21 protein-coding genes and 1 pseudogene are annotated in these 21,072 nt (G+C 51.0%); 12 read left to right on the forward strand and 10 right to left on the reverse strand.

Annotation, left to right across the window (positions count from 1 at the left end; translation table 11 throughout):
- A complete protein-coding gene (gene rlmG / locus Q7C21_RS16260; protein WP_008925760.1) occupies nucleotides 1–1,119 on the forward strand; it encodes a 23S rRNA (guanine(1835)-N(2))-methyltransferase RlmG in 1,119 nt (372 codons plus the stop codon).
- Here rlmG and Q7C21_RS16265 read toward each other — a convergent pair whose 3' ends face one another.
- Together Q7C21_RS16265 and Q7C21_RS16270 are read right to left on the reverse strand one after the other, a co-directional pair.
- Nucleotides 1,120–3,138: an NADPH-dependent 2,4-dienoyl-CoA reductase gene (locus tag Q7C21_RS16265; RefSeq protein ID WP_003850194.1), complete on the reverse strand. Its 2,019-nt coding sequence runs from the start codon at nucleotides 3,136–3,138 to the stop codon at nucleotides 1,120–1,122.
- Nucleotides 3,139–3,339: 201 nt separating this feature from the next.
- On the reverse strand, nucleotides 3,340–4,047 hold the full coding sequence (locus tag Q7C21_RS16270) for a polyphenol oxidase family protein (protein ID WP_008925758.1): 708 nt from the start codon (nucleotides 4,045–4,047) through the stop codon (nucleotides 3,340–3,342).
- A gap of 106 nt (nucleotides 4,048–4,153) precedes the next feature.
- On the opposite strand from Q7C21_RS16270, the gene Q7C21_RS16275 reads away from it, so the two are divergent.
- The 4 genes from Q7C21_RS16275 (at nucleotide 4,154) to Q7C21_RS16290 (ending at nucleotide 9,330) form a co-directional block, all read left to right on the forward strand.
- The gene (locus tag Q7C21_RS16275) at nucleotides 4,154–4,963 is read left to right on the forward strand and encodes a 5'-nucleotidase, lipoprotein e(P4) family (RefSeq protein WP_008925757.1); all 810 of its coding nucleotides are present in this window, start codon (nucleotides 4,154–4,156) and stop codon (nucleotides 4,961–4,963) included.
- A gap of 569 nt (nucleotides 4,964–5,532) precedes the next feature.
- A complete protein-coding gene (locus Q7C21_RS16280) occupies nucleotides 5,533–6,168 on the forward strand; it encodes a carbonic anhydrase (protein WP_008925756.1) in 636 nt (211 codons plus the stop codon).
- Entirely contained in the window at nucleotides 6,165–7,640 is a 1,476-nt protein-coding gene (locus Q7C21_RS16285) for a SulP family inorganic anion transporter (RefSeq protein ID WP_039659387.1), read from the forward strand. Before Q7C21_RS16280 ends, Q7C21_RS16285 begins: the two co-directional genes overlap by 4 nt.
- 268 nt (nucleotides 7,641–7,908) lie before the next feature.
- A complete protein-coding gene (locus tag Q7C21_RS16290; RefSeq protein WP_039659386.1) occupies nucleotides 7,909–9,330 on the forward strand; it encodes a GGDEF domain-containing protein in 1,422 nt (473 codons plus the stop codon).
- Nucleotides 9,331–9,350: 20 nt separating this feature from the next.
- On the opposite strand, the gene ddlA is transcribed toward Q7C21_RS16290, so the two are convergent.
- The 3 genes from ddlA to Q7C21_RS16305 all read right to left on the reverse strand — a co-directional run bounded on the left by ddlA (nucleotide 9,351) and on the right by Q7C21_RS16305 (nucleotide 13,269).
- Entirely contained in the window at nucleotides 9,351–10,448 is a 1,098-nt protein-coding gene (gene ddlA / locus Q7C21_RS16295) for a D-alanine--D-alanine ligase (protein WP_039659385.1), read from the reverse strand.
- Between the two features lie 1,223 nt (nucleotides 10,449–11,671).
- Nucleotides 11,672–12,250, reverse strand: coding sequence for a hypothetical protein (locus Q7C21_RS16300; RefSeq protein WP_375150893.1), 579 nt, complete (start codon nucleotides 12,248–12,250; stop codon nucleotides 11,672–11,674).
- Complete coding sequence (locus Q7C21_RS16305) at nucleotides 12,250–13,269, reverse strand: tyrosine-type recombinase/integrase (RefSeq protein WP_375150894.1); 1,020 nt, start codon at nucleotides 13,267–13,269, stop codon at nucleotides 12,250–12,252. The genes Q7C21_RS16300 and Q7C21_RS16305 overlap by 1 nt, the downstream gene beginning before the upstream one ends.
- Nucleotides 13,270–13,318: 49 nt before the next feature.
- Between Q7C21_RS16305 and Q7C21_RS16310 the strand changes: the two genes are divergently transcribed.
- The 5 genes and pseudogenes from Q7C21_RS16310 (at nucleotide 13,319) to Q7C21_RS16330 (ending at nucleotide 15,789) form a co-directional block, all read left to right on the forward strand.
- Nucleotides 13,319–13,417: a tail fiber assembly protein gene (locus tag Q7C21_RS16310; protein ID WP_223296442.1), complete on the forward strand. Its 99-nt coding sequence runs from the start codon at nucleotides 13,319–13,321 to the stop codon at nucleotides 13,415–13,417.
- Nucleotides 13,418–13,503: 86 nt separating this feature from the next.
- The gene (locus tag Q7C21_RS16315; RefSeq protein ID WP_140915509.1) at nucleotides 13,504–13,959 is read left to right on the forward strand and encodes an STM2901 family protein; all 456 of its coding nucleotides are present in this window, start codon (nucleotides 13,504–13,506) and stop codon (nucleotides 13,957–13,959) included.
- Nucleotides 13,956–14,279, forward strand: coding sequence for a DUF1493 family protein (locus Q7C21_RS16320; protein WP_140915508.1), 324 nt, complete (start codon nucleotides 13,956–13,958; stop codon nucleotides 14,277–14,279). Before Q7C21_RS16315 ends, Q7C21_RS16320 begins: the two co-directional genes overlap by 4 nt.
- Before the next feature lie 131 nt (nucleotides 14,280–14,410).
- A pseudogene (locus Q7C21_RS16325) lies at nucleotides 14,411–15,425 on the forward strand (hypothetical protein); the annotation flags it as partial.
- Nucleotides 15,426–15,462: 37 nt separating this feature from the next.
- Nucleotides 15,463–15,789: a hypothetical protein gene (locus tag Q7C21_RS16330; protein ID WP_375150895.1), complete on the forward strand. Its 327-nt coding sequence runs from the start codon at nucleotides 15,463–15,465 to the stop codon at nucleotides 15,787–15,789.
- A gap of 231 nt (nucleotides 15,790–16,020) precedes the next feature.
- On the opposite strand, the gene Q7C21_RS16335 is transcribed toward Q7C21_RS16330, so the two are convergent.
- The 5 genes from Q7C21_RS16335 to Q7C21_RS16355 form a co-directional block, all read right to left on the reverse strand.
- Complete coding sequence (locus Q7C21_RS16335) at nucleotides 16,021–16,386, reverse strand: hypothetical protein (RefSeq protein WP_375150896.1); 366 nt, start codon at nucleotides 16,384–16,386, stop codon at nucleotides 16,021–16,023.
- A gap of 467 nt (nucleotides 16,387–16,853) precedes the next feature.
- Nucleotides 16,854–17,738 (reverse strand): hypothetical protein, encoded by an 885-nt coding sequence (locus tag Q7C21_RS16340; RefSeq protein WP_375150897.1) that lies wholly within the window; start codon nucleotides 17,736–17,738, stop codon nucleotides 16,854–16,856.
- On the reverse strand, nucleotides 17,735–18,463 hold the full coding sequence (locus tag Q7C21_RS16345; RefSeq protein ID WP_375150898.1) for a hypothetical protein: 729 nt from the start codon (nucleotides 18,461–18,463) through the stop codon (nucleotides 17,735–17,737). Before Q7C21_RS16345 ends, Q7C21_RS16340 begins: the two co-directional genes overlap by 4 nt.
- A gap of 88 nt (nucleotides 18,464–18,551) precedes the next feature.
- Entirely contained in the window at nucleotides 18,552–19,571 is a 1,020-nt protein-coding gene (locus tag Q7C21_RS16350; protein ID WP_375150899.1) for a tyrosine-type recombinase/integrase, read from the reverse strand.
- Between the two features lie 9 nt (nucleotides 19,572–19,580).
- Nucleotides 19,581–20,201: a phage repressor protein CI gene (locus Q7C21_RS16355; RefSeq protein WP_375150900.1), complete on the reverse strand. Its 621-nt coding sequence runs from the start codon at nucleotides 20,199–20,201 to the stop codon at nucleotides 19,581–19,583.
- Nucleotides 20,202–20,291: 90 nt separating this feature from the next.
- Here Q7C21_RS16355 and Q7C21_RS16360 point away from each other — a divergent pair, with 90 nt between their 5' ends.
- Nucleotides 20,292–20,528, forward strand: coding sequence for a regulator (locus Q7C21_RS16360; RefSeq protein ID WP_375150901.1), 237 nt, complete (start codon nucleotides 20,292–20,294; stop codon nucleotides 20,526–20,528).
- 34 nt (nucleotides 20,529–20,562) lie between these two features.
- Nucleotides 20,563–21,072, forward strand: a complete 510-nt coding sequence (locus tag Q7C21_RS16365; protein WP_375150902.1) for a phage regulatory CII family protein — start codon at nucleotides 20,563–20,565, stop codon at nucleotides 21,070–21,072.

Consider the following 21,072-nt stretch of genomic DNA (forward strand, 5'->3'; position numbering starts at 1 on the left):
ATGAGCCAACTTGAACTGAACGATCGCACACTGATCCTGCATCGCTTCCCGCAGATGCGTGACGAAAGTCCATTACAAGCCTGGGATGCGGCTGATGAATACCTGTTACAGCAGGCGCTGCCAGAAGGACCCGTGCTGATCTTCAACGACAGCTTCGGGGCGTTAACCTGCGCACTGAATCCGCGCACTGTCTGGCACGTCAGCGACTCCTGGCTGAGCCAGCAGGCCGCTCGTCAAAATCTGAGCTTCAATGAGATGGATGACAGCAACGTGCACTTTGTTGATAGCCTGGCTGAGCTGCCCGCGGCTCCGGCGGCGGTGCTGATTAAAGTGCCTAAAACGCTGGCGTTGCTGGAGCATCAGCTGCGTGCTATTCGTGAAGTCGTCACGCCAGATACGGTGATTGTGGCGGCGGCGCGCGCTAAAGAGATTCACAACTCGACTCTGCAGCTGTTCGAACAGATCATCGGTGAAACCAAAACCTCACTGGCCTGGAAAAAAGCGCGCCTGATCTACAGCCAGTTCAGTCAGCCTGAACTCCGTGAGGCCACGCCGACGCTGGTCTGGCCGCTGGATGGCACCCCTTATCAGATCCACAACTACGCTAACGTCTTCTCGCGTTCTTCGCTGGATATCGGCGCACGACTGTTTGTGCAGCATCTGCCGGAAAACATTGAAGGTGAGATTGTCGATCTGGGCTGTGGCAACGGTGTGGTAGGACTGGTGGCGCTGGAGCAGAATCCGCAGGCCGAGGTGCATTTCCTTGATGAGTCTTATATGGCGGTCGCCTCCAGCAAGCTTAACGTGGAAGTAAACCGTCCAGATGACCTGTCGCGCTGTCAGTTCCTGGTGAATAACGTGCTGAGCGGCTATCCATCAGATCGGCTGCACGCGGTGCTGTGCAACCCGCCATTCCATCAGCAGCACGCTGTTACCGATCATCTGGCATGGCAGATGTTCCGCGATGCGAAACGCTGCCTTCAGTATGGCGGCGAGTTGCGTATTGTCGGCAACCGCCACCTCGATTATCACCACAAGCTGAAGAAGTTGTTCGGCAACTGTACACTGATCGCCTCAAACCAGAAGTTTGTGGTGCTGCGCGCGGTGAAAATGCGCTAGTCAGATCGTCAAAGCGAGTTGCGTCGCCTGTGCTATCGCGCGGCGCGCATCCAGTTCCTCCGCGACATCTGCGCCGCCTATTACGGTTACCACCTGTCCTTTTGCACGCAGCGCGGCTTCCAGTTCGCGCTGCGGCTCCTGGCCGGCACAGATAATCACGTTATCGACCTCCAGCAGCAGCGTTTCACCGTTACGCCGCAGGTGCAGGCCGCTGTCATCAATGGCCAGATATTCAATGCCGCCCCACATCTCCACGCCGCGCGCCTGAAGGCTGGTGCGATGAATCCAGCCGGTCGTTTTTGCCAGCCCGGCACCCGGTTTCCCTGAGCGGCGCTGCAATAGCCAGATTTGCCGTGATGCGGCAGGCGGCTGTGGGGCAACCAGGCCGCCGCGCTGTGTCAGGCTGTGGTCGATGCCCCATTCGGCGTAAAACGCCGCCAGATCCTCGTCATGCGACGGCTGAGACAGATACTCCGCCACATCAAAGCCAATCCCACCCGCGCCAATAATCGCCACCCGTTTACCCACCGGGCGCTTATCGCGCAGCACCTCCAGATAACTCAGCACGCTGTGGTGATCGATGCCCGGAATAGCCGGTGTACGCGGCTTAATGCCGGTTGCGAGCACCACTTCATCGGCGTCACTCAGCTGATCGGGCGTGACCCGACAGCCCGTCTGAACCGTCACGCCTGCTGCCGCCAGTTGATAGCGGAAATAACGCAGCGTTTCACTGAACTCAGATTTGCCGGGGATCTGCCGGGCAATATTGAACTGACCGCCAATCTCGGGCGCGGCCTCATAGAGCGTCACCTGATGTCCGCGCTGCGCCGCCTGCAGGGCAAACGCCATTCCGGCCGGGCCGGCACCCACCACTGCCAGTCTGCGCGGTGCGGTGCTGGCGATGACCGGCATCAGCGACTCATGGCAGGCGCGTGGATTGACCAGGCAGGAGGTGATTTTACCGGCGAACACCTGGTCAAGGCAGGCCTGATTACAGGCGATGCAGGTGTTGATGCTGTCCGGTTCGCCGCGCTGCGCTTTGCTGACAAAGGCGGGGTCGGCGAGGAAAGGGCGTGCCATCGACACCATATCGGCACAGCCCGACTGCAACAGGGCCTCAGCGACAGCGGGATGGTTAATACGGTTGGTGGCGATCACTGGCACCGAAACGTGGGCACGCAGGCGCTGCGTCACCCAGGCAAAGGCCGCGCGCGGCACGCAGGTGGCGATGGTCGGGATGCGCGCTTCGTGCCAGCCGATGCCGGTATTGAACAGCGTGACGCCGCACTGTTCCAGCTCGCCCGCCAGCAACAGGGTCTCCTCCAGCGAACTGCCTTCTTCGATCAGGTCGAGCATCGACAGCCGGAAGATAATGATAAAAGCGTCACCGGTTGCGGCGCGAACCGCGCGGGTAATCGCCAGCGCGAACTGCATCCGCTGCCGGAAGTCGCCGCCCCAGCGGTCGGTGCGCTGATTGGTGTGTTTCACCAGAAACTGATTAATCAGGTAGCCTTCGGAACCCATGATCTCCACACCATCGTAACCTGCCTGCTGGGCAAGCCGGGCGCAGCGGGCGAAGTCCTCAATGGTCTGTTCAATCGCCGTCTCGCTCATCGCCTGTGGCGTAAACGGGTTGATGGGTGCCTGACGGGCGGAGGGCGCGACCAGATCGGGCTGATAGCTGTAACGGCCAGTGTGCAGGATTTGCAGGGCGATTTTGCCCTGATGCTGATGCACCGCCTCCGTAATCTGCCGATGCCAGCTACATTGTGCTTCATCGGTGAGCATCGCGCCATGCGCGGTGGTAACACCCTGCGCATTGGGGGCGATGCCGCCGGTGACAATCAGCGCTACGCCTTCCCGTGCCCGCTCGCCGTAGAACGCCGCCAGCCGGGCTGCGCCATCCGGATGCTCTTCCAGGCCGGTATGCATCGACCCCATCAGAAAGCGGTTTTTCAGGCGGGTAAAGCCAAGATCCAGCGGCGTAAACAGCGCAGGATAATCAGGATTGACGGACATGGTAGTCACTCACAGCAAAGTGGTCGGATGAGTTTACTCTAGCCCCTTCTGCATTAAAAAAAAGTGAAAGAATGTCAGGGTGTGAGTGAAATCATAAACATCGGCAGGTGAGCAGGGCGAGCGAGCGCAGGGAACCCGGGCCTTAAGCAACACGGCCATCCGTGGCGTGCGTGGCTTTTAATGTTTCTGGCTCTGAAACCGTTAACGCCGCCGGATCCACGAATAGCGCGAACGATAGCCGCTGCTATGGTGGGTATTGAAGCGGTAGCTGGAACCGCTCTCGGCCATGCAATAGGTGCAGACATTAACGTTGTCGATCTGCGCGGCCGGCACACCCGCGTTGACCAGCAGCTGCGTCGCCAGTGCGGGCAGATCGAACCAGACACCCTGCTGATGGGCTGCGGCCTGTGGACGTTGTGCTTGTGGGTTTACCGGTTGATTCCGGTGCCAGCGTAGCCCGCTGGCAAACGCTGGGTTCTGCGCAATCTCCGCCAGCTGCGGTTCGGCCAGCTCATAGCAGCAGGGGCCCATCGCCGGGCCAATCGCCACCACCAGATCCTGCGGGTTGCAGCCCTGCTCGCCCAGTTTTTCCACGGCGCGGGTCAGCACACCCGCCAGTGTGCCCTTAAGTCCGGCATGCACCGCCGCCACGATCCGCTGTTGGCGGTCGGCGAACAGCACCGGCAGACAATCGGCGGTGTAGACCGCTACCGGTCGCATTCCGCTGCCGATCACGCCATCGGACTCACAGCTTTTGGGCGGAATGTTCTCACTATCGGTGACCACGGTTGCGCTGTGGCGCTGATGTCCATAGGCGGCATCGGCGGGAGGTGGCTCACCGGCTGGCTGAAACGCATAATCGAGCCACTCCAGCGAATCGAGCAACGGCGAGCGCGGGATCACGGCCATAAGAATCTCCTGTTATAACAGCGTGCGTTGGGCTGCCAACAGCTTACGTTAACTGCTACATTTTTGAAGCTTCTCCTCAGACCTTTCTCACCTTAAGGATGAAATGATGAAAACCTCCGCAAAACTCGCAGCATCCGGACTGGTCGCGCTGCTCCTGACCGGCTGCGCCTCGTCGACACATCAGACCGCGCAACAGCAACTCGGTCAGCAATCGGTGCTGGCTGTAAACTGGTTCCAGCAGTCTGGCGAATATCAGGCGCTGACCTGGCAGGCGTTTAACACCGCGCGCATGGCATTTGATCAGGCACCGTCGCTGACCGGCAAACCCAAAGCGGTGATTGTCGATCTGGATGAAACCATGCTGGATAACAGCGCCTACAGCGCGTGGCAGGCGAAAAACGGCCAGCCGTTCAGCAGCAAAACCTGGTCAGCCTGGACGCAGGCGCGTCAGGCGAAAGCGGTGCCGGGCGCGGTTGAGTTCGCGCGTCATGTGACAGAAAATGGCGGCACGCTGTTTTATGTGTCGAACCGCGATCAGAAAGATTACGCTGCCACGGTCGCCAATATGCAGCAGCTCGGCTTCCCTGACGTCAGCGATAAAACGGTACGTCTGAATACCGACAGCTCCAATAAGCAGGCACGTTTCGATGCCATCAAAAATGCGGGCTATAACGTGGTGCTTTACGTCGGCGATAACCTCAACGATTTCGGTGGGGCGACCTGGCATAAGGGTAATCAGACGCGTCGCGATTTCGTGAATCTCAACCATCAGCAGTTTGGTACGCAGTTCATCGTGCTGCCCAATCCACTCTACGGCGACTGGGAGAGCGGAATGGCGGAAAACTACAATAAGCTGACCCCGGAACAGCAGTTGTCGGTGCGTGAATCACGTCTGCAGAGCTGGAACGGTAAATAATTCGTCAAGAAAAAGAGCCTGCTCGTTCAGGCTCTGTTTATTATTGGTCCTTATTTACTTACTGTCGTCACTATTTTCCTGCAAATTAAATTAATCATCTCTTGCTCCCTTCTTAACTCAATACAGGTATATCTGACTGGCTTATACCCATTAAGCCGGTTGATTGTGCTAATGGTTAATTTTTTAATTAAGAGGATTCCTGGTGAAATGAGCGCTGGCTGGTATGGTGCTGAAAAACCCCTTTGTTAATGCTTGTATTTATTTGTCAGCATTAACTTTAGTTAATTTTCTAACTACATGTTTTTGATTCATTAAAAATGAATTCTGGCTTTTCCCTTTCGTCTTTGCTGCTTAATTAAATTTACGTAACCCTGACTCTTACTGACGGAAAATTGACAAAACCCGTGAGAACAAAGCGTTGTGAAATATTGCCCGTGCATTGGAAATGGTTAGCGTCTATAACCTTTTTCTGTGATTCAGTTCTTATTTCCCTGGCGGCTCATGCTTTATTTGTGTGCCGACACATGTTGTGGTTAGCCAGGATGCGACATCCCGGTAGTAGAGAGAAGATGATTGTGACGACACTTAAACCCTTATTAGCGAAAAATCGCAGTTGGGCCTTGCAGCGCCGCCAGCGTAATCCGGATTATTTTAAAAAATTCCTTCATCAGCAAAAGCCGCACTCACTCTGGATAGGTTGCTCTGATAGTCGCGTTCCGGCTGAGGTATTAACCGGCTCCCATCCTGGCGAACTCTTTGTACATCGTAATATCGCCAACATGGTGATTGAGGACGACGACAATTTGCTGAGCGTACTGCAATACGCGCTCTTCTTTCTCGGTGTGAAACGCATTGTCCTTAGCGGCCACTATGGCTGTGGCGGCGTAGAAGCCGCGCAAAACCTGCCGGGCAGCGTGCTGGACGGACAGGAAAGCGCGCTGGCGAGACGTATTCAGACGCTGCGAAATGATATTCAGCAGGGGCTGGCAGAAAGCCCGGCCTCAGACGTGGCGCCGGGTGAACAGCTTGATCGGCTGGTTGAGGCCAACGTGAAGGCGCAATTCGCCAGACTGGTGAAATCTGAACCGGTCCGGCAAATCTGGCAATCGGGCCAGGAACTGGAGGTGTTTGGTTGTGTTTATGATCTGCGCTCCGGTCATCTCAAAGAACTGATTCATCAATCTGCAGAGGAACCTTCATTATGAACCTCGATACCCTGCGTCGCGATATTCCGGCGGGTCTGGTGGTGTTTCTGGTCGCCTTACCGCTCTGTCTTGGCATCGCACAGGCCAGCGGATTACCGCCGTTTGCCGGTCTGCTGACGGGTGTGATTGGCGGTCTGGTCGTGACGTCGCTGAGTCCATCCCGATTTGCCGTCAGCGGCCCGGCAGCGGGCCTGGTCACTATCGTGGTCGCCTCAATGGCGTCGCTAGGCAGTTTCTCCGCGTTTCTCACTGCACTGATTATTGCCGGGGCGCTGCAATGCCTGTTTGGTCTGCTGCGTGCCGGACGGTTTATTTCGCTGGTGCCGGGCAGCGTCATCAAAGGGATGCTGGCGGCGATTGGTTTGCTGCTCATCATGCAGCAGATCCCGGTGGCACTGGGTGCCGCTGGCGATGCGGAGCTGGTGTCGCTGGTGACCGGCGAGATGACCTTCTCGCTGCCCGCCATCCTGGTAGCGGGTGTCGGTCTGGCCATTTTATGTCTCTGGACCACCGCACCGGTTAAACGGATCAAAGCGCTGGCCTGGATCCCCGGCCCGCTGATAGCCGTGCTCATCGGCTGCCTGGCTACCGTGCTGGGTGGGAGGCTGTTTCCTGAGATGACGCAGGGTCTGGCTCGCATTTCGCTGCCCGCTTTTGACAGCGTCTCTGCGCTGGTGGCGGAGCTGGAAACGCCTGACTGGATGGCCTGGCAGAATCCGCAGGTCTGGGTGGTTGCGGTGACCTTAGCACTGGTCGCCAGTCTGGAGACCCTGCTGAGCCAGGAGGCGCTGAAAAAACTGCGTCCTCAGACGCCCGCGCCGTCGCCTAACAAAGAGATGTTCGCGCAGGGTATTGGTAACCTGGCGGCCGGTTTCCTTGGGGCGATGCCGATCACGGCGGTGATTGTGCGCAGTTCAGTGAACGTCAGTGCGGGTGCGCAGACCAAATTGTCGATTTTCATTCACGGTGTACTGCTGCTGATTTGCGGCATGTGGTTCAGCGAGATGCTGAATGCCATTCCGCTGGCCAGCCTCGCTGCCGTACTGCTCTATACCGGTTATAAACTGGCGACACCGCGACTGTTCGTTGAGCAGTTCCGGATGGGCGCGCAGCAATACGTGCCGTTTCTGGCCACCATCATCGGGATTATCACGCTGGGTATGCTGGTCGGTATTGGTATCGGTATCGCCACGCAGATCCTCTATAGCATCTATAAGAGTCATCGCAACGCGCTGCAGCTCACCCGCTATGATGACCACTATGTGCTGCGCTTTCAGCAGAACCTGACCTTTATGCATAATCCCAGGCTCCAGGGATTGCTGGATGAGATCCCGGAGAACAGCGTGGTCATCGTTGATAACGACAATGCGGAATATATCGATCCCGACGTCAAAGCGGTGCTGAAAGATTTTGGCGATAACGCTGATAAACGCGGCATTCGCCTGAGTCAGTGGCCGGTTGCGGTAAAATAGCGATAAACGCAACGGTAAAGTCGTTTGAGAGGCAAAAATCGGATATCTCGGATATCCGATTTTTTTATTTGCGAGGCATAATAAGTCCCCAATTTTTACTGTCATCTGATGGGGTTAGACTCTTCAGGGTCACTTTGCGGAGTCAGCCCAGGAAGGGCGGTTGACCGCCGGATGACAGTGAGAGTATCCAGGATTTAATCATTCTGACACCACGCGCCTGTGCAGGCTGACGTGGACAGCCAGCCTCTCTGCGACAAGGTCCGGATGTATGCGCATGCAGCTGTTTGAAGAGCACAACGCTAAGAAGAACGCATTTTCGCTGTTTTTAGTGACGTTGTTATTTTGCTTTATCGGCGGACACCTGCGCATCCCACAGGAGCTGTCACTGTTCTGGCCAGTCAACGCGATCGTCACTGGCATTATCGTCCGAAATCCTTATCTGCATCAGACCCGCTATTACCTGGCTACGTTTGCTGGCATGGTGTTTAACGACACTGTTTTTTCAGGCTGGGCGCTTTCTGCCTTCACGCTGAACCTGGCGAATCTTCTGTTTGTGCTGATAGCGGTTACGCTGCTGATAAAACATCTTCAGAATGATTCCGGAAGGGAGCGCATTATCAATGTGCTACGTATTTTCCCCGCCTGCCTGCTGGCCGCGTTAGCCTGTGCCAGCTGGGGGGCACTGGCACAGCAGGCTGATTTCACTGTCGGTCTGGCGATCGCCTGGGGTGAGTGGTTTAGTGAGCAGTTCTCTACCGGGCTCATGGTACTGCCGTTTTTGCTGACGCGTGACTGGTCGTCGCTGTCGCCCCGCCAGTTTTTGCAGCTGCGCAAGCTGGCACCCGTTATCGCTCTGATCTTTTCGATGATGATTGGGGCAATAATGGGTGGCGCAGGTAGCCTGACGTTACCGGTTCCGGCGCTGGTGTGGTGTGCCATCGTGTTGCCGATGCCGCTGACCAGCCTGGTGATTCTGCTGAGCGGTATTGTCGAAATCATTCTGGTTTCGCACGGCGTAATGAACATTCAGGGCGATGATACCCTCCTGCTCGTCAGCCACCTGACCTCGGCGCGATTGGGTGTGGCGACTATCGCAATTAGCCCGCTGATCGTGGCCGCGAGCATGGATGCCATTCGCCAGCTGAATCAACGGCTCGCGCTGCGCGCGAATTACGATTTCCTGACCCGGCTGCTGTCGCGTTCCGGCTTATATGAAAGCCTGCGTGCGGAGCCTATTTTCCCGGATCGTAAGGTGGGCGTGATCCTGCTGGATGTCGACTACTTCAAAGCGATTAATGATAATTTTGGTCATGACGCGGGTGACAGCGTGCTGGAAGAGATCGCTCGCCGGATGCAGCAGGTTATCGGTAAAGAGGGACGCGTCTGCCGGTTTGGCGGAGAGGAATTTGTGGTGGTGCTGTTCGACCAGAATCCCGCAAAGCTCTATTTTCTCGCCGAGAGCATCCGGCAGAAGATGGCGAAAGAGAAATTCTGGCTACAGGGCAGTACGGCTACCGTGACCGTCAGTCTGGGACTGGCGCATAGCAGTGCCGGAGAAGCGACGGAGTGGCACCGTGTGATTAACCGGCTCATTTCGGCGGCGGATAAAAACCTCTATCTCTCGAAGCGCAATGGCCGTAATCAGACCTCACCCGTCAACTATTGCGGCATCTCCAGCGACGTGGCATAACGCCACGCCGCCGGAGCGGGTCAACTGACGCTGCTTTTCAGCGTGCTGGCCTGCTGGTGGCGTTCAATCGCCAGGTCGATCAGACGGCTGATCAGATCCTGATAGCTGAGCCCGGCTGCCTGCCAGAGTTTCGGGTACATGCTGATGTTGGTAAAGCCGGGCAGGGTATTCACTTCATTGACGATAATTTCGCCGTCGTCAGTCAGGAACACATCGACGCGCGCCATGCCAAAGCACTCCAGCGCGGTAAAGGCCTTGATGGCGACGTCACGAATCGCATCGCTGGTTTCCGCTGCGATGGCCGCCGGGACCACCGTCTGTGCTCCGTTCTCAGAAATATATTTGGTGTCATACGTGTAGAAGGCGTCATGCACCACCACTTCGCCGCAGGGGCTGGCTTCAGGTGCATCGTTGCCCAGCACCGCGCACTCAATCTCCCGACCTTTTATCCCCTGTTCAATCAGTACTTTGCGGTCAAAGGAGAAAGCCAGTGCCAGCGCGGCATCAAACTCTTCAATGCTATCTACTTTGCTCACGCCCACTGAAGAACCCTGGTTGGCGGGTTTGATAAATAGCGGCAGTCCAAAGCGGGCAATCACGGCCTCTGGATCCAGATGGGCGCGTTGTGCCTGAGTGACGCTCAGCCACGGCGCGACGTTGAGGCCGGCATCGCGTAGCAGGCGTTTGGTGAAATCTTTGTCCATGCTCACCGCAGAACCCAGCACATCGGACCCGACGAACGGTAAAGAGGCCATACGCAGCAGACCCTGCAGAGAACCATCTTCACCCAGCGTACCGTGAACAATCGGGAAGATAACGTCGATTTGCGACAGTGGATGGGCGTTGTGACGGGTGATGATCTGCTGCTGCGTCTTGCCCGGCACCAGCGCCACATCTTCAGCGGCGTGATTCAGTGCGATCAGCGCCGGATTTTCAGCGTTAAGTAAGAAGTTGGACGCATCATTCAGACGCCAGTGTCCCTGTTTGTCGATGCCCAGCAACACCACGTCAAACCTGGTTTTGTCGATCGCCTCAAGGATATTTTTGGCCGACTGCAACGACACCTCATGCTCGGCCGACTTCCCGCCAAACACGATCCCTACCCGCAACTTTGTCATCTGTTTTGCCCACTGAAAAAATCAAAACCACAAGATAGCATGGGGTTTGCGCGGGTTAAATTACCTGAAATCTAAATGCTGGCGACAGTAATTGCCTCGTCAGGCTGTTTTAATCGCAGCTACCTTTTCTCCATACGTTATCGACAGGTCGCAGGGATAACTTCGGATGAAGAGCGGTTGCAGATCAGAAAGGATGAGAGATGACTAAATCTGACGATCAGGCAGAGGGCAATGCGGGATATCGCCAGGTTTGGCTGGAGAATATCACAACCCGTTGTCGTACCTTACCCAGTATGGTGTTGCGGGCGCTTTCGGGATAATGATCTGCGATGTGGCGATGACGCCACATTCAGGACTATCGCTGACGATTCGCGGTGCCGCTTGAGAGGATGAAAACTGTGAGCTGAGGTAAAACGGTCAGCGTGGAAGATAGCTTCTGCCAGTCTCGCTTGTGTTCACACCAGCAAATATGAGGATGAGTACGTTTTCTCAGTTGCTCTCATCTTTGTGCGGCACATCATTTCTTTTTTGGTCGGGCGTTATCTTGCATAAAGGTTCGTAGGCAAGACCTGAGATCTTCCTGGTGTCCTTGGCGGGCTTCTTCTCCTTTCGCTTTCCCGACATGACAGGCCACGCGCTAAATAACTCTGAGAGTATTTCGAAAATCTGATGCATAGCTGTTGCTCACTTGTTCGAGTCAGGCAATGCCAATGACTTTAACATGAAGCTAATATTTAATGGGCCGGATTTATGAGAGGCGTTGAGGGTTAGTTACAGGTGAGAAACCGGGTCGCTGTTTCCGGCTTCAGCCATTATTGATGCGTGGTGGACTCTTTGAAACCGTCTACTGATTCTGCTGTGTGGCGCCAGCCGTGCCATTGATGATAAAGACTCGCAGAAGGCTCTGCAATTCACGGTCTTGATTCGGGCTGCTCAGGATAATCAGTTGAGGATTTCCCATGGCAGTGAAAATGCATTGCCACTTTGCCGCCACTCGAAAAGCCAGTAACAAAAAAGCCGCTTCAACGAGCGGCTTAAGTATATGTTTTTTTATCACTAAATTTGGTGGCCCCTGCTAGGTTTGAACCAGCGACCAGGGGATTATGAGTCCCAATTCGAAATGAGTTAAATCAGTAAGTGACTGATTTTTATATTTTCTTTAGGCCGAATAGAGACAGAAAGCGTTTAATAGCATTGCGCTCTGCTGCCAATTATTTTGAAAACTAGTCAACTAAAATCCGTAACCAATCACGGTTACTAAGAATTCGATAGAAAGGTCGTAAACGTGTTCTCACGTAAGTGATCAGTTGATGTTCACTCATCTCTGAAGCTCTGGAGTTAAAAACGGGTACTGCTTCGTCGTAAAGCTCCCAATAAAAATTAGAAATTAAATTCGTTATTCTGGCGAAAGCTCTTGGCGGATAATCCGAAAAGTAGTGAGTAAAAAACGCCAACCTTTTTTCTATCTCATTGGATGATGAATCTGTTATTAAATAACTTATCTCCCTCCTGAGCCAAACTAACGCGCTGTAATAAATGTCTGGATTTTGAATGTTTTTTTCACGTTGATAAATGCGTAGGTATTTTTCTACATCATGGCGGTCTGGTGTGGGTTCGAGATTCAATGATGCCAGAATCAGGAGTGTGTCTGATTCTTCTCCAGCTATAATCTCTCTTTCTGCCCAATTTGTTATTGCTTTAATGTAATCATCCAAACCGATTACTTCGAAGGTCTCACTGAATACCTTTAGGCATAGTAGATCTTCTAAGCTCAGTTCATTATTATGGCATTCCATTTTCATCACAATTCCATTCTATTCAAAGGATTTAACAACATCGCTTCAGACAAATGGTCTGGTGCAAAGTGTGCGTATCGCATCGTTACCTTAATATCCGTATGTCCCAATATCCTTTGAAGCACAAGGATATTGCCACCATTCATCATGAAATGAGAAGCAAAAGTGTGGCGTAAAACATGCGTTAGCTGTCCGGCAGGTGTCTCAATGCCTGCGCGCTGCATTGCCTTTCTAAAAGCTGAATAGCACGTAGAAAAGAGTGGCTGCGCCTTTCTGCTTAATGGCAACTCAGCCTGCAACTTCTCAGTGATCGGCACTGCACGGTTTTTCTTGCCTTTAGTTTTTACGTAGATTATCTGACCCGCACGAATCTGGTTCCCTTTCAAACCTTCTGCTTCACTCCAGCGTGCTCCAGTAGCAAGGCAAATTTTAACGACTGTCGTTAAATCCTTAGAACGGCTACTCTCACATTCGGCAAGTAACGTGCGTATCTCATCAATGGTGAGATAGGCCATCTCTGATTCACTGATTTTAAACTCGCGCACGTTCTCTAACGGGTTCGGTGCGGCCCATTCATCTAACCGCCGCAGTTCATTAAACATCGCCCTGAAATATGCCAGCTCTAGATTTACCGTGCGCGGCGTAACCGTCTTTACTCGACTGGAGCGGGTGATCTTCCCGCTTAATAGCTGCTCGCTGTAGGACGCAAAAATCTTCGCGTTGAACTCGGTAGCGAGTGGATTTCCCATCGCTTCGCAGGCGAACGCCATCGTAGTTCGCCGCTTCTCACCATCCGCCAAGGTGATGCCATGCGTGTTGAACCACAATTCAACCAGCTCAATTATCCGGCGCTTATCTGTTTTCTCACCCAGCCAAGGCTTGTCCTGACGCTGATCTTTTACGAACTTCTTAAAAGATTGCGCTTCGCCTTTGATGGCGAACTGGCGGCGTATTCTCTTACCGTCTCGGCCGTTCGGGAAAACCTGAGTCTGCCATTCCCCAGTGGGTAATTTACCTATCGCCATGCTATGCCTTTCTCTGAGCGGGCAACGACTTGCTCAAAAACTTGATATTATGGCCGCGCTCACCGCCTGGATGAAGTACGTATGGGCAGTGCAGATCACCAATGTGTTAGCCACGCCGCATATCAGTTGGCCCGAAAAGCCCGCCTGACGGGCGAACTGGCAATGGATTAACAACCTGTCACACAGATGGTAAAGTAAAATTCGCTAACCATTTAACGAAAGGGATCAGCAGGTATGGATACAACAGAGCAACTGGATGGTACGTATTATTTCAACCAATTGCCTAATCTGACGCCGCAGGAGTTGCTGTTCTGGATACTTATTGATGAGACACAAAAGCAACTAGGCGTTCAGGATATTTTGGCCGTTGCGGGACTAATTCTGGGCAACAATAATATCGACGTACCAGGGAAACCTAACACGGCAACCCCCGGTACTTCCGTTGCGTCGCTCTTTTTCCGCAAACACCTTTCTTACAAATTCCGGCGCCGCATTCTGCCAACGCTGACCGCCAAATCTTTCAGCCTGCGTGGGCTGAAGATTTTTTGGGTAAATAATCTGGGGGCATTTGTAGGCAGAGCCGTGCCTGTTGTCGGATGGTTGATTCTGGCAAACGATGTTGCACAAATTAGTTTCCACACTGTCCATCGCTATAACCTGATTGTGCGACCGGAGGATAAAATCTGGTGAATAATATGACAGCAACCCCTGATGCAGTGCGCGAATTTATTCTGCGTGAGCTGCCGCTGGTGACGACGTTTCTGTTGAAGAAAATTGAAGTCGGCGACGATGACATTCTGCAGGAACAGTTCGAGGCGGATGATATCGCTGAAATGGCGAAAAAGTTTTTTAATGACTTTGATGTGCAGCCCGCAGGCTTCAATCTTGTCGCTTATTTCCCCTGGAAAACCTCCTCGCTGTTCTCACGCAAAAATGTAAAACAGGATAAAGAGCCACTGACCATAAGAATGTTTATTGAGTCAGCCCGTGCAGGGCGCTGGCTTTTCTGATTGCTCATAGCAGGTGATAAAGTTCCCCGTTTTGTCAGCTGCCACACAATTACAATAATATGATTTACCTTCCCTAAGGCCTGACCATAACGGAACTCCTTCACAGAAGTATCGCCATATAACACAGAATTATCACCTGGACGCCGCGAAACCGCACAACAGGCCAGCCGTTGCAGAAAACACCCGTACAGCGGCAGGTTGAAAGCCATTACCCGGAGCTGGCCAGCGGCCTGCACCTGCCTAAAATGGTGCGTGTTGTTGCCCCGACTGAGGCGGTTAAAAGCGGAAACTTTGATGACCCCTTTCAGGCCGCGCTATGCCGTCAGTCTGCAGCTGCTGGACGCTGACGGTAATCCTGACGGCAGTACGCCGGTTTATCCTGCTGTGCCGTTGCCTGTACCGATAACCGGTAATGATTCGGGGATGTTTCAGTTTCCGCCAGAGGGGACGCTGGTTGAGGTCGGGTTCACCGGCGGACGTCCGGACAAGCCGTTTGTGCGCCAGACCATGCCGGAAGGGACCAGCCTGCCGGACGTGAAGCCGGGCGAACAGCAGCAGCAGCAGCGCGCGGAAGTATCACAGCGCGTAACGCAGGCGGGAGACTGGGAGCGCCAGACCGATCAGGCCATCCGTGAAACATCGATGAGTCGTGAAGTTAAAGCCGATACGGAAACGCGTGAACTGGTCAGCAGGGAAACGACTGTCAAAGCCACGGACAAAACCACGGTGATCGGCACGTCGTCACTGATGGCCGGGGCAATTCAGCACGTAACCACCGGCAGTTACAGCGTGGCCGCACAGCAGAGCCAGCTGATTACAGTGGGCGGTGATACGGAAACGGACGTCACCGGCAGCGTGGCGATAAAAGTCGGTCAGGCACTAACTGAAAAAATTGGCCAGCTGCGCCAGAGCATTGCTGGGACGCGTCAGGAGATTATCGCGCCGGTGGTGTGGATTGGTTCGGAGAAGATTAACGTGGCCCAGCTGATGCTTGATACCGTGGCCCTTGTGCAGCAACTGGCGGAACAGCTGGCCAGCCACACGCACCCGTCAACCGGCCAGCCCACGAACAGCAGTGCCATCGCGCAGAGTGGCCAGCAGGCCGCCGCGCTCAGTTCGAAATATTCCCCCGTCATCGGCAAGTAAGCCAGCACACTAACCCGCTATCGCAGCGGGTTTTTTATTGTCCGTCACCAGAACGCCTCAGACGCACGCCACGCCACGCACAGGCGCGCCCATCACGCACGACAACCATAAACAGATCATCCGCACAGCGCGGCACTGGCTGCGCGTCAGCCCCGGCAAAATAATCGTCGCGCAGACAAAATCGGCGCTACATCGCACCCGCCTGCAGGTTTTGCATCATAAAAATTTTTCAGTTTTATTTTTTTACAAAGGGCATGGCCAGACCGCGCCGGTGCTGGGGTTCTGCCGGAATTCGCCAACTGAAAAGAGTGAAAAGAATTTCAGTAGTTTTCAGTTTGTTGGATCTGAAATGGATCCCCATTAAAATATATCTCATTGAAATTTAATGATTTTAGTTTTTTTGGTCGACTTCTGGATCTCAAGCGAATCTTTGCAGGATGTTAGCGGCCAAACAACAATTCCAGACAGGCCAAGGGCTGCAGAGGTTTTCAAGAGAAAAATTAAATTTCAAATAGTTGCATTAACTAATTGGTAGCGGCTCATCAGTTTAGAATTTCAAGAGTTAAACAAAAGCGATTAGCAAACATGCAACAGGTTATTTCTTATTCGCTGAATTCCTAATTGAGGCATTAGCAATGCTCATCATGAAAATAACGCCGCCAAAAAATATGACGCCTACAGTTCCCCAAAAAAGCACCCAATAAAAAAGGTCATCATACGCAGTCTCGAAGAGCACCAGTGTTTCTTTTGGCAATTCTAATTTATTCAAAACATACTGACGGACTAAAGCCATACCGAACCACATCGCATAGCAAAACAAGCCAAGAGTAAATGAGACTCTTTCTTGCTTAGTAAGAACATAACTTAAGTAAAATTGGGGGTCTTTATAGGCGAGAGTAATGAGACCAACAAATACAGCACAAACAGCACCTGCCAAAGCAAGAAAAAGCGTTTGATCCATAATAGCCTCTGATTAATTTAAACATAAACCAGCAAGATAAATATCCTCAAATCTCCTGTCCAGTCTTAAAGCTGTTTGGATAGAAAGATAACTCAACAGGTTTGATTCACGACTAAAGTCTACAAAAGCCAGACGGTAAAAATCAGTGGGGGGACAAAAAGGGGGCATTCATAGTTTTTGGATTTTAGCCAAAATGCCATTTTATATCTTAATCTATTGATATTTAAGCTAAAAATTGGTGGCCCCTGCTGGGTTTGAACCAGCGACCAAGCGATTATGAGTCCCATTTTGAAGCGAGTAAAATCAGTAACTTACTGATTATTATGTTTTCTTTAGGCCATATAGTGATGAAAAGTGGCACATAGCGTTGCGCTCTGCTGCCACTTTGCTGCCACTATCGGGTAAATCTGAGTACAAAAAATGATGCTTTAGAAATAGTAATTATGAAATGTTCAAGCTCAAAAAAATTACTTGCAAACCCCACATTTTATGCAGTAGTTATTTGGATCGTAATTTATATAATTTGCTGGGTTAGGTCTGTTGAGGATGTATGAGTTAACACAACTAGATTTTCTGAAAACTTTTATCCCTGCATCTGAAATACTCTGACAGAACGATACTGATTGCCCAGAATTTCCTAACTCGTAACTTTCACCAGAAGTGCAATCAAGAATCTGCATGTCCTGAGGCTCTGATATTTTAAAGTCAATCTCTGAAAACTTTATCTTAATTGTATCATCCAAAAGGAGATCGCCAACAACACATTGTCTAACATTGTGGTCTTTTAATGCTTTAGCTATATTATCAACATCAATGTCAGTAATTCCTGGTATGAAAGGCTTAATCATCACATTTGTCGCCACACCTAATTTATTAAGTGTTTCGAGGCTTTTAAGCCTATTAATAGGGTCATCGGCATAAGGCTCTATTTTTCTGAAATTATTAATTGAACTTATAGATGTCGAATATAATATATGGCCTTGATATTTGTTACACTCAACTATTCCATTAATGATTTCTGTATTTAATTCGTATCTACTCATAATTTGAATTGGGTTTTCCAGCTCAGAAAGTTTTTTCAGCCACTCCAAGCTATGCATACAAAGTTCTTTGTTGTATCTTGGGAATGGATCCCCCCAAGCACCTATCGAAATAATTGAACCCTGCATACCTTTTGAGAAGCTTTCATGAGCTTCTAGAAAATCCATAACGCGGGGAATATCGAATTCATTTCTAATAGCCTTCTTAGTGTATCCTTTATCGTATATATAGCAAAAGCGACAACTAGCATTACACCCTAATAAAGGACTAATAAAAAAACGACCTCTTTCATAATCAGGATTTCGAATCATTTGCAATCTTCCCATAATTTAGAGAAGTATTTACTCCAGTAGCTATAACCTTCTCCTGTTGAAAACTCATAAGATATAGTCTGCTGACTTGAAATGCCTTTGAGATATGGGCCAACATAAATTTTATCATCTACCTTAAAATAAAAGTCCAATGGTAATTCGTCATAATATCTTATTTCAATATTATATTTTTTTGATTTTTCTTTTAATCCTTCAACCCAAGAAACTAATCCTTCAATCGATTTTTTGGTAGAACCTTCAACTACATCTTCTCTTTTATCAACATATTCTAATATTTTTGATGTAGGACTTGCTGTGATAATTCTGATACGGACGCCTTTAGACAGAAGTCCATGAATTACATCAGATTTTGATTCTCTGAAGGATTTTAAACCAAAGGCTATAATTTCTATTTCCTGTTTACATAAAGATAGTGAAGTGTTGGTAGAGTCGTTCATCTCTGCTCTTGTTTTATATATTGCCTCCATGCCCCATCTGTCAATTAATTCTGCTCTTCTTTGGCTCCTTATCATAAACTCAGAGCTTAAATACATAATAATGTTACTAGCAAGTATTGAGCATGCGACACTAATTTGTATGTTCTTCCAATCACTATAATTTTCTGTATAAAATAACGAGCTAATGATTAGTATTATCGAAAATAAAAATGTGATAATCATTATCGTTTTAGTATTCCAACGCTCTCTTGAACTAGCGCTAATCATAAGAGTTCCTCTCAATTTTTTTGGATGTTAAGTTACTAATTAAGATTTCGAAGAATAAATAATGTGGGTATTTACTACACATATTCCCTTATAATTCCATTTGATTCAATGGATTTAGCTGCATAGCCTCTGAAAGATGATCTGGCGCAAAATGCGCATAACGCATTGTGACTTTGATGTCTGTGTGACCTAGTATTCGCTGAAGCACAAGAATATTTCCACCATTCATCATGAAGTGAGATGCAAAAGTGTGGCGCAAGACGTGTGTTAGTTGCCCCGCTGGCGTCTCGATACCGGCGCGTTGCATGGCCTTCCTGAAAGCTGAATAACATGGTTTAAAGAGCAGCTGCGCTTTCCTGCTGGATGGTAAATCAGCCTGTAATTTTTCAGTTATCGGCACCGCGCGGTTTTTCTTGCCTTTAGTTTTCACGTAGATGATCTGACCGGTGCGGATTTGGTTTCCCTTTAAGCCTTCTGCCTCACTCCATCTTGCGCCAGTTGCCAAGCAAATTTTCACAATGGTCGTCAGGTCTTTGGATCGGCTGTTCTCACATTCGGATAGGAGAGTTTTGATTTCCTCAATGGTGAGATATGACATCTCAGACTCACTGATTTTAAACTCGCGAACGTTCTCAAGCGGATTAGGCGCGGTCCATTCATCTATCCGGCGTAGCTCGTTAAACATAGCCCTGAAATAAGCCAATTCTAAATTCACCGTGCGCGGCGTAACCGTCTTCACTCGGCTGGAGCGGGTGATCTTGCCGCTTAACCGCTGCTCACGGTATGACGCAAAAATCTTCGCGTTGAATTCGGTAGCCAGTGGATTTCCCATCGCTTCGCAGGCGAACGCCATAGTGGTTCGCCGCTTCTCACCATCCGCCAACGTGATGCCATGCGTGTTGAACCACAATTCAACCAGCTCAATTACCCGGCGCTTATCTGTTTTCTCTCCCAGCCAAGGCTTGTCCTGAGCCTGATCTTTTACGAACTTCTCATAAGACTGCGCTTCGCCTTTAGTGGAGAACTGGCGGCGAATCCTTTTGCCGTCTCGGCCGTTCGGGAAAACCTGAGCTTGCCACTTTCCGTTGGGTAATTTGCTTATCGCCATGCTGAGCCTTTATAGATATTCGGTTCGAGTGATCACTTTGCCTAAAACAGTGATGTCACTGGATTGGCACTCAAACGATGACTTCCCGTTCTCGACACGTATTCTTCCACCCGGAAAACGCACTAACTCGCGAATGCTCACTAACTTGTCGATCTCGATAAGCCACAACCCATCAACTATCTCGCCTTCGTAGGTATCAACCAGGTAAGTGCTTCTATCGGCGTTGATCACAAACGGGGCATTCAGACCTTCAGGAAGTGAACCTTTATCCAGAATGTAATCTGCCATTGGCTCTAAAATCCCATTTGAGATTTTTCTCTGCGTTACAATCACAACACGAGATTCCTCTACTTCCATAAAGCGCGCACCTTTACCTGTGGTTAGCCAGGTTAAAGACGCGCCTGTTTCCATATGGCAGATGATTACCCAATCTGCCGGGAAGGTATCGCGTGCTGAACGGTTGGCAAGCGTGCTCTGTGAAACGCCCAAATGCGCGCACAGTGCCTGACGGCTGCTGAAACCATACGCATCAACTAAGCGCAGGATGGCGTCTTTTCCGCCTCGATTGCTCTCCACCGCTTCACGAACTACCTTCGCGTCATGGCGATTTGTGTTTTCTTTCGTTGACATATCCGATTTGTGATCCTATTCTTCGGTCTGTGATGAGATGAATAGCGTTTAATAGTGAGATCTAATACCTAAACCGAGGAATACTGCATCATGACCCGTAAACTTTCAATGCGCCCTTCAATCAATCTCGTGATTTCGGAACCCTACATAACAGTTGAAGAGTTCTGCCGTCGCACTGGATACAAGGAAGGCACTGTTCGCCAGATGTACCGTGAAAACCGTTTACCCATCAGAAAGAAAGAAGGCATAAACGGACTTATCGAAATCAACATGGTTGCTCTCACTATCGAAGCCGCTGCTGGCTGCGAACTCACAATGCAGGCTTGATACATCCATATTGGGATAGCAGAAGGGATTTATCATGTTTGATTTTCGAGTCTCCACACATAGCCATTTCGATGATGCGTGCCGGGCGTTTGCACTGAAGCACAACATCATTCAGCTGGCTAAAAAAGCCGGGCTGAATCCTCAGACCATCCGTAACAAACTCAATCCGGAACAGGTTCACCAGTTAACCGTTCGTGAAATGTTGCTGCTTACCGATCTGACGGAAGACGCAACGCTGATTGACGGCGCGCTGGCGCAGCTGCATTGCCTACCGTGTGTGCCGGTGAACGAAATGGCTCAGGAAAACCTTCCAGCTTATGTCCTGAAAGCCACTGCTGAAGTAGGGCAGTTAGCTGCGGGTGTAGTGAGCCATGAGCAATTAACAGTAGCCTGCCGCCGTGGTCTGGTTCAGAACGTACATGCAGGTATCCGCTGTCTCACTCTGGCCGCACTGGCAGTTCAGGCGAGAGTTCACTCTAATCCTGCGCTGTCAGGTACTGCTGATGTGTTAAGCGGTATCGGTGCATCCATAGGAATGGTGTGA

Origin of the sequence: Pantoea sp. ANP04, from assembly GCF_041982285.1 — a bacterium.
Classification (GTDB): domain Bacteria; phylum Pseudomonadota; class Gammaproteobacteria; order Enterobacterales; family Enterobacteriaceae; genus Pantoea; species Pantoea eucalypti.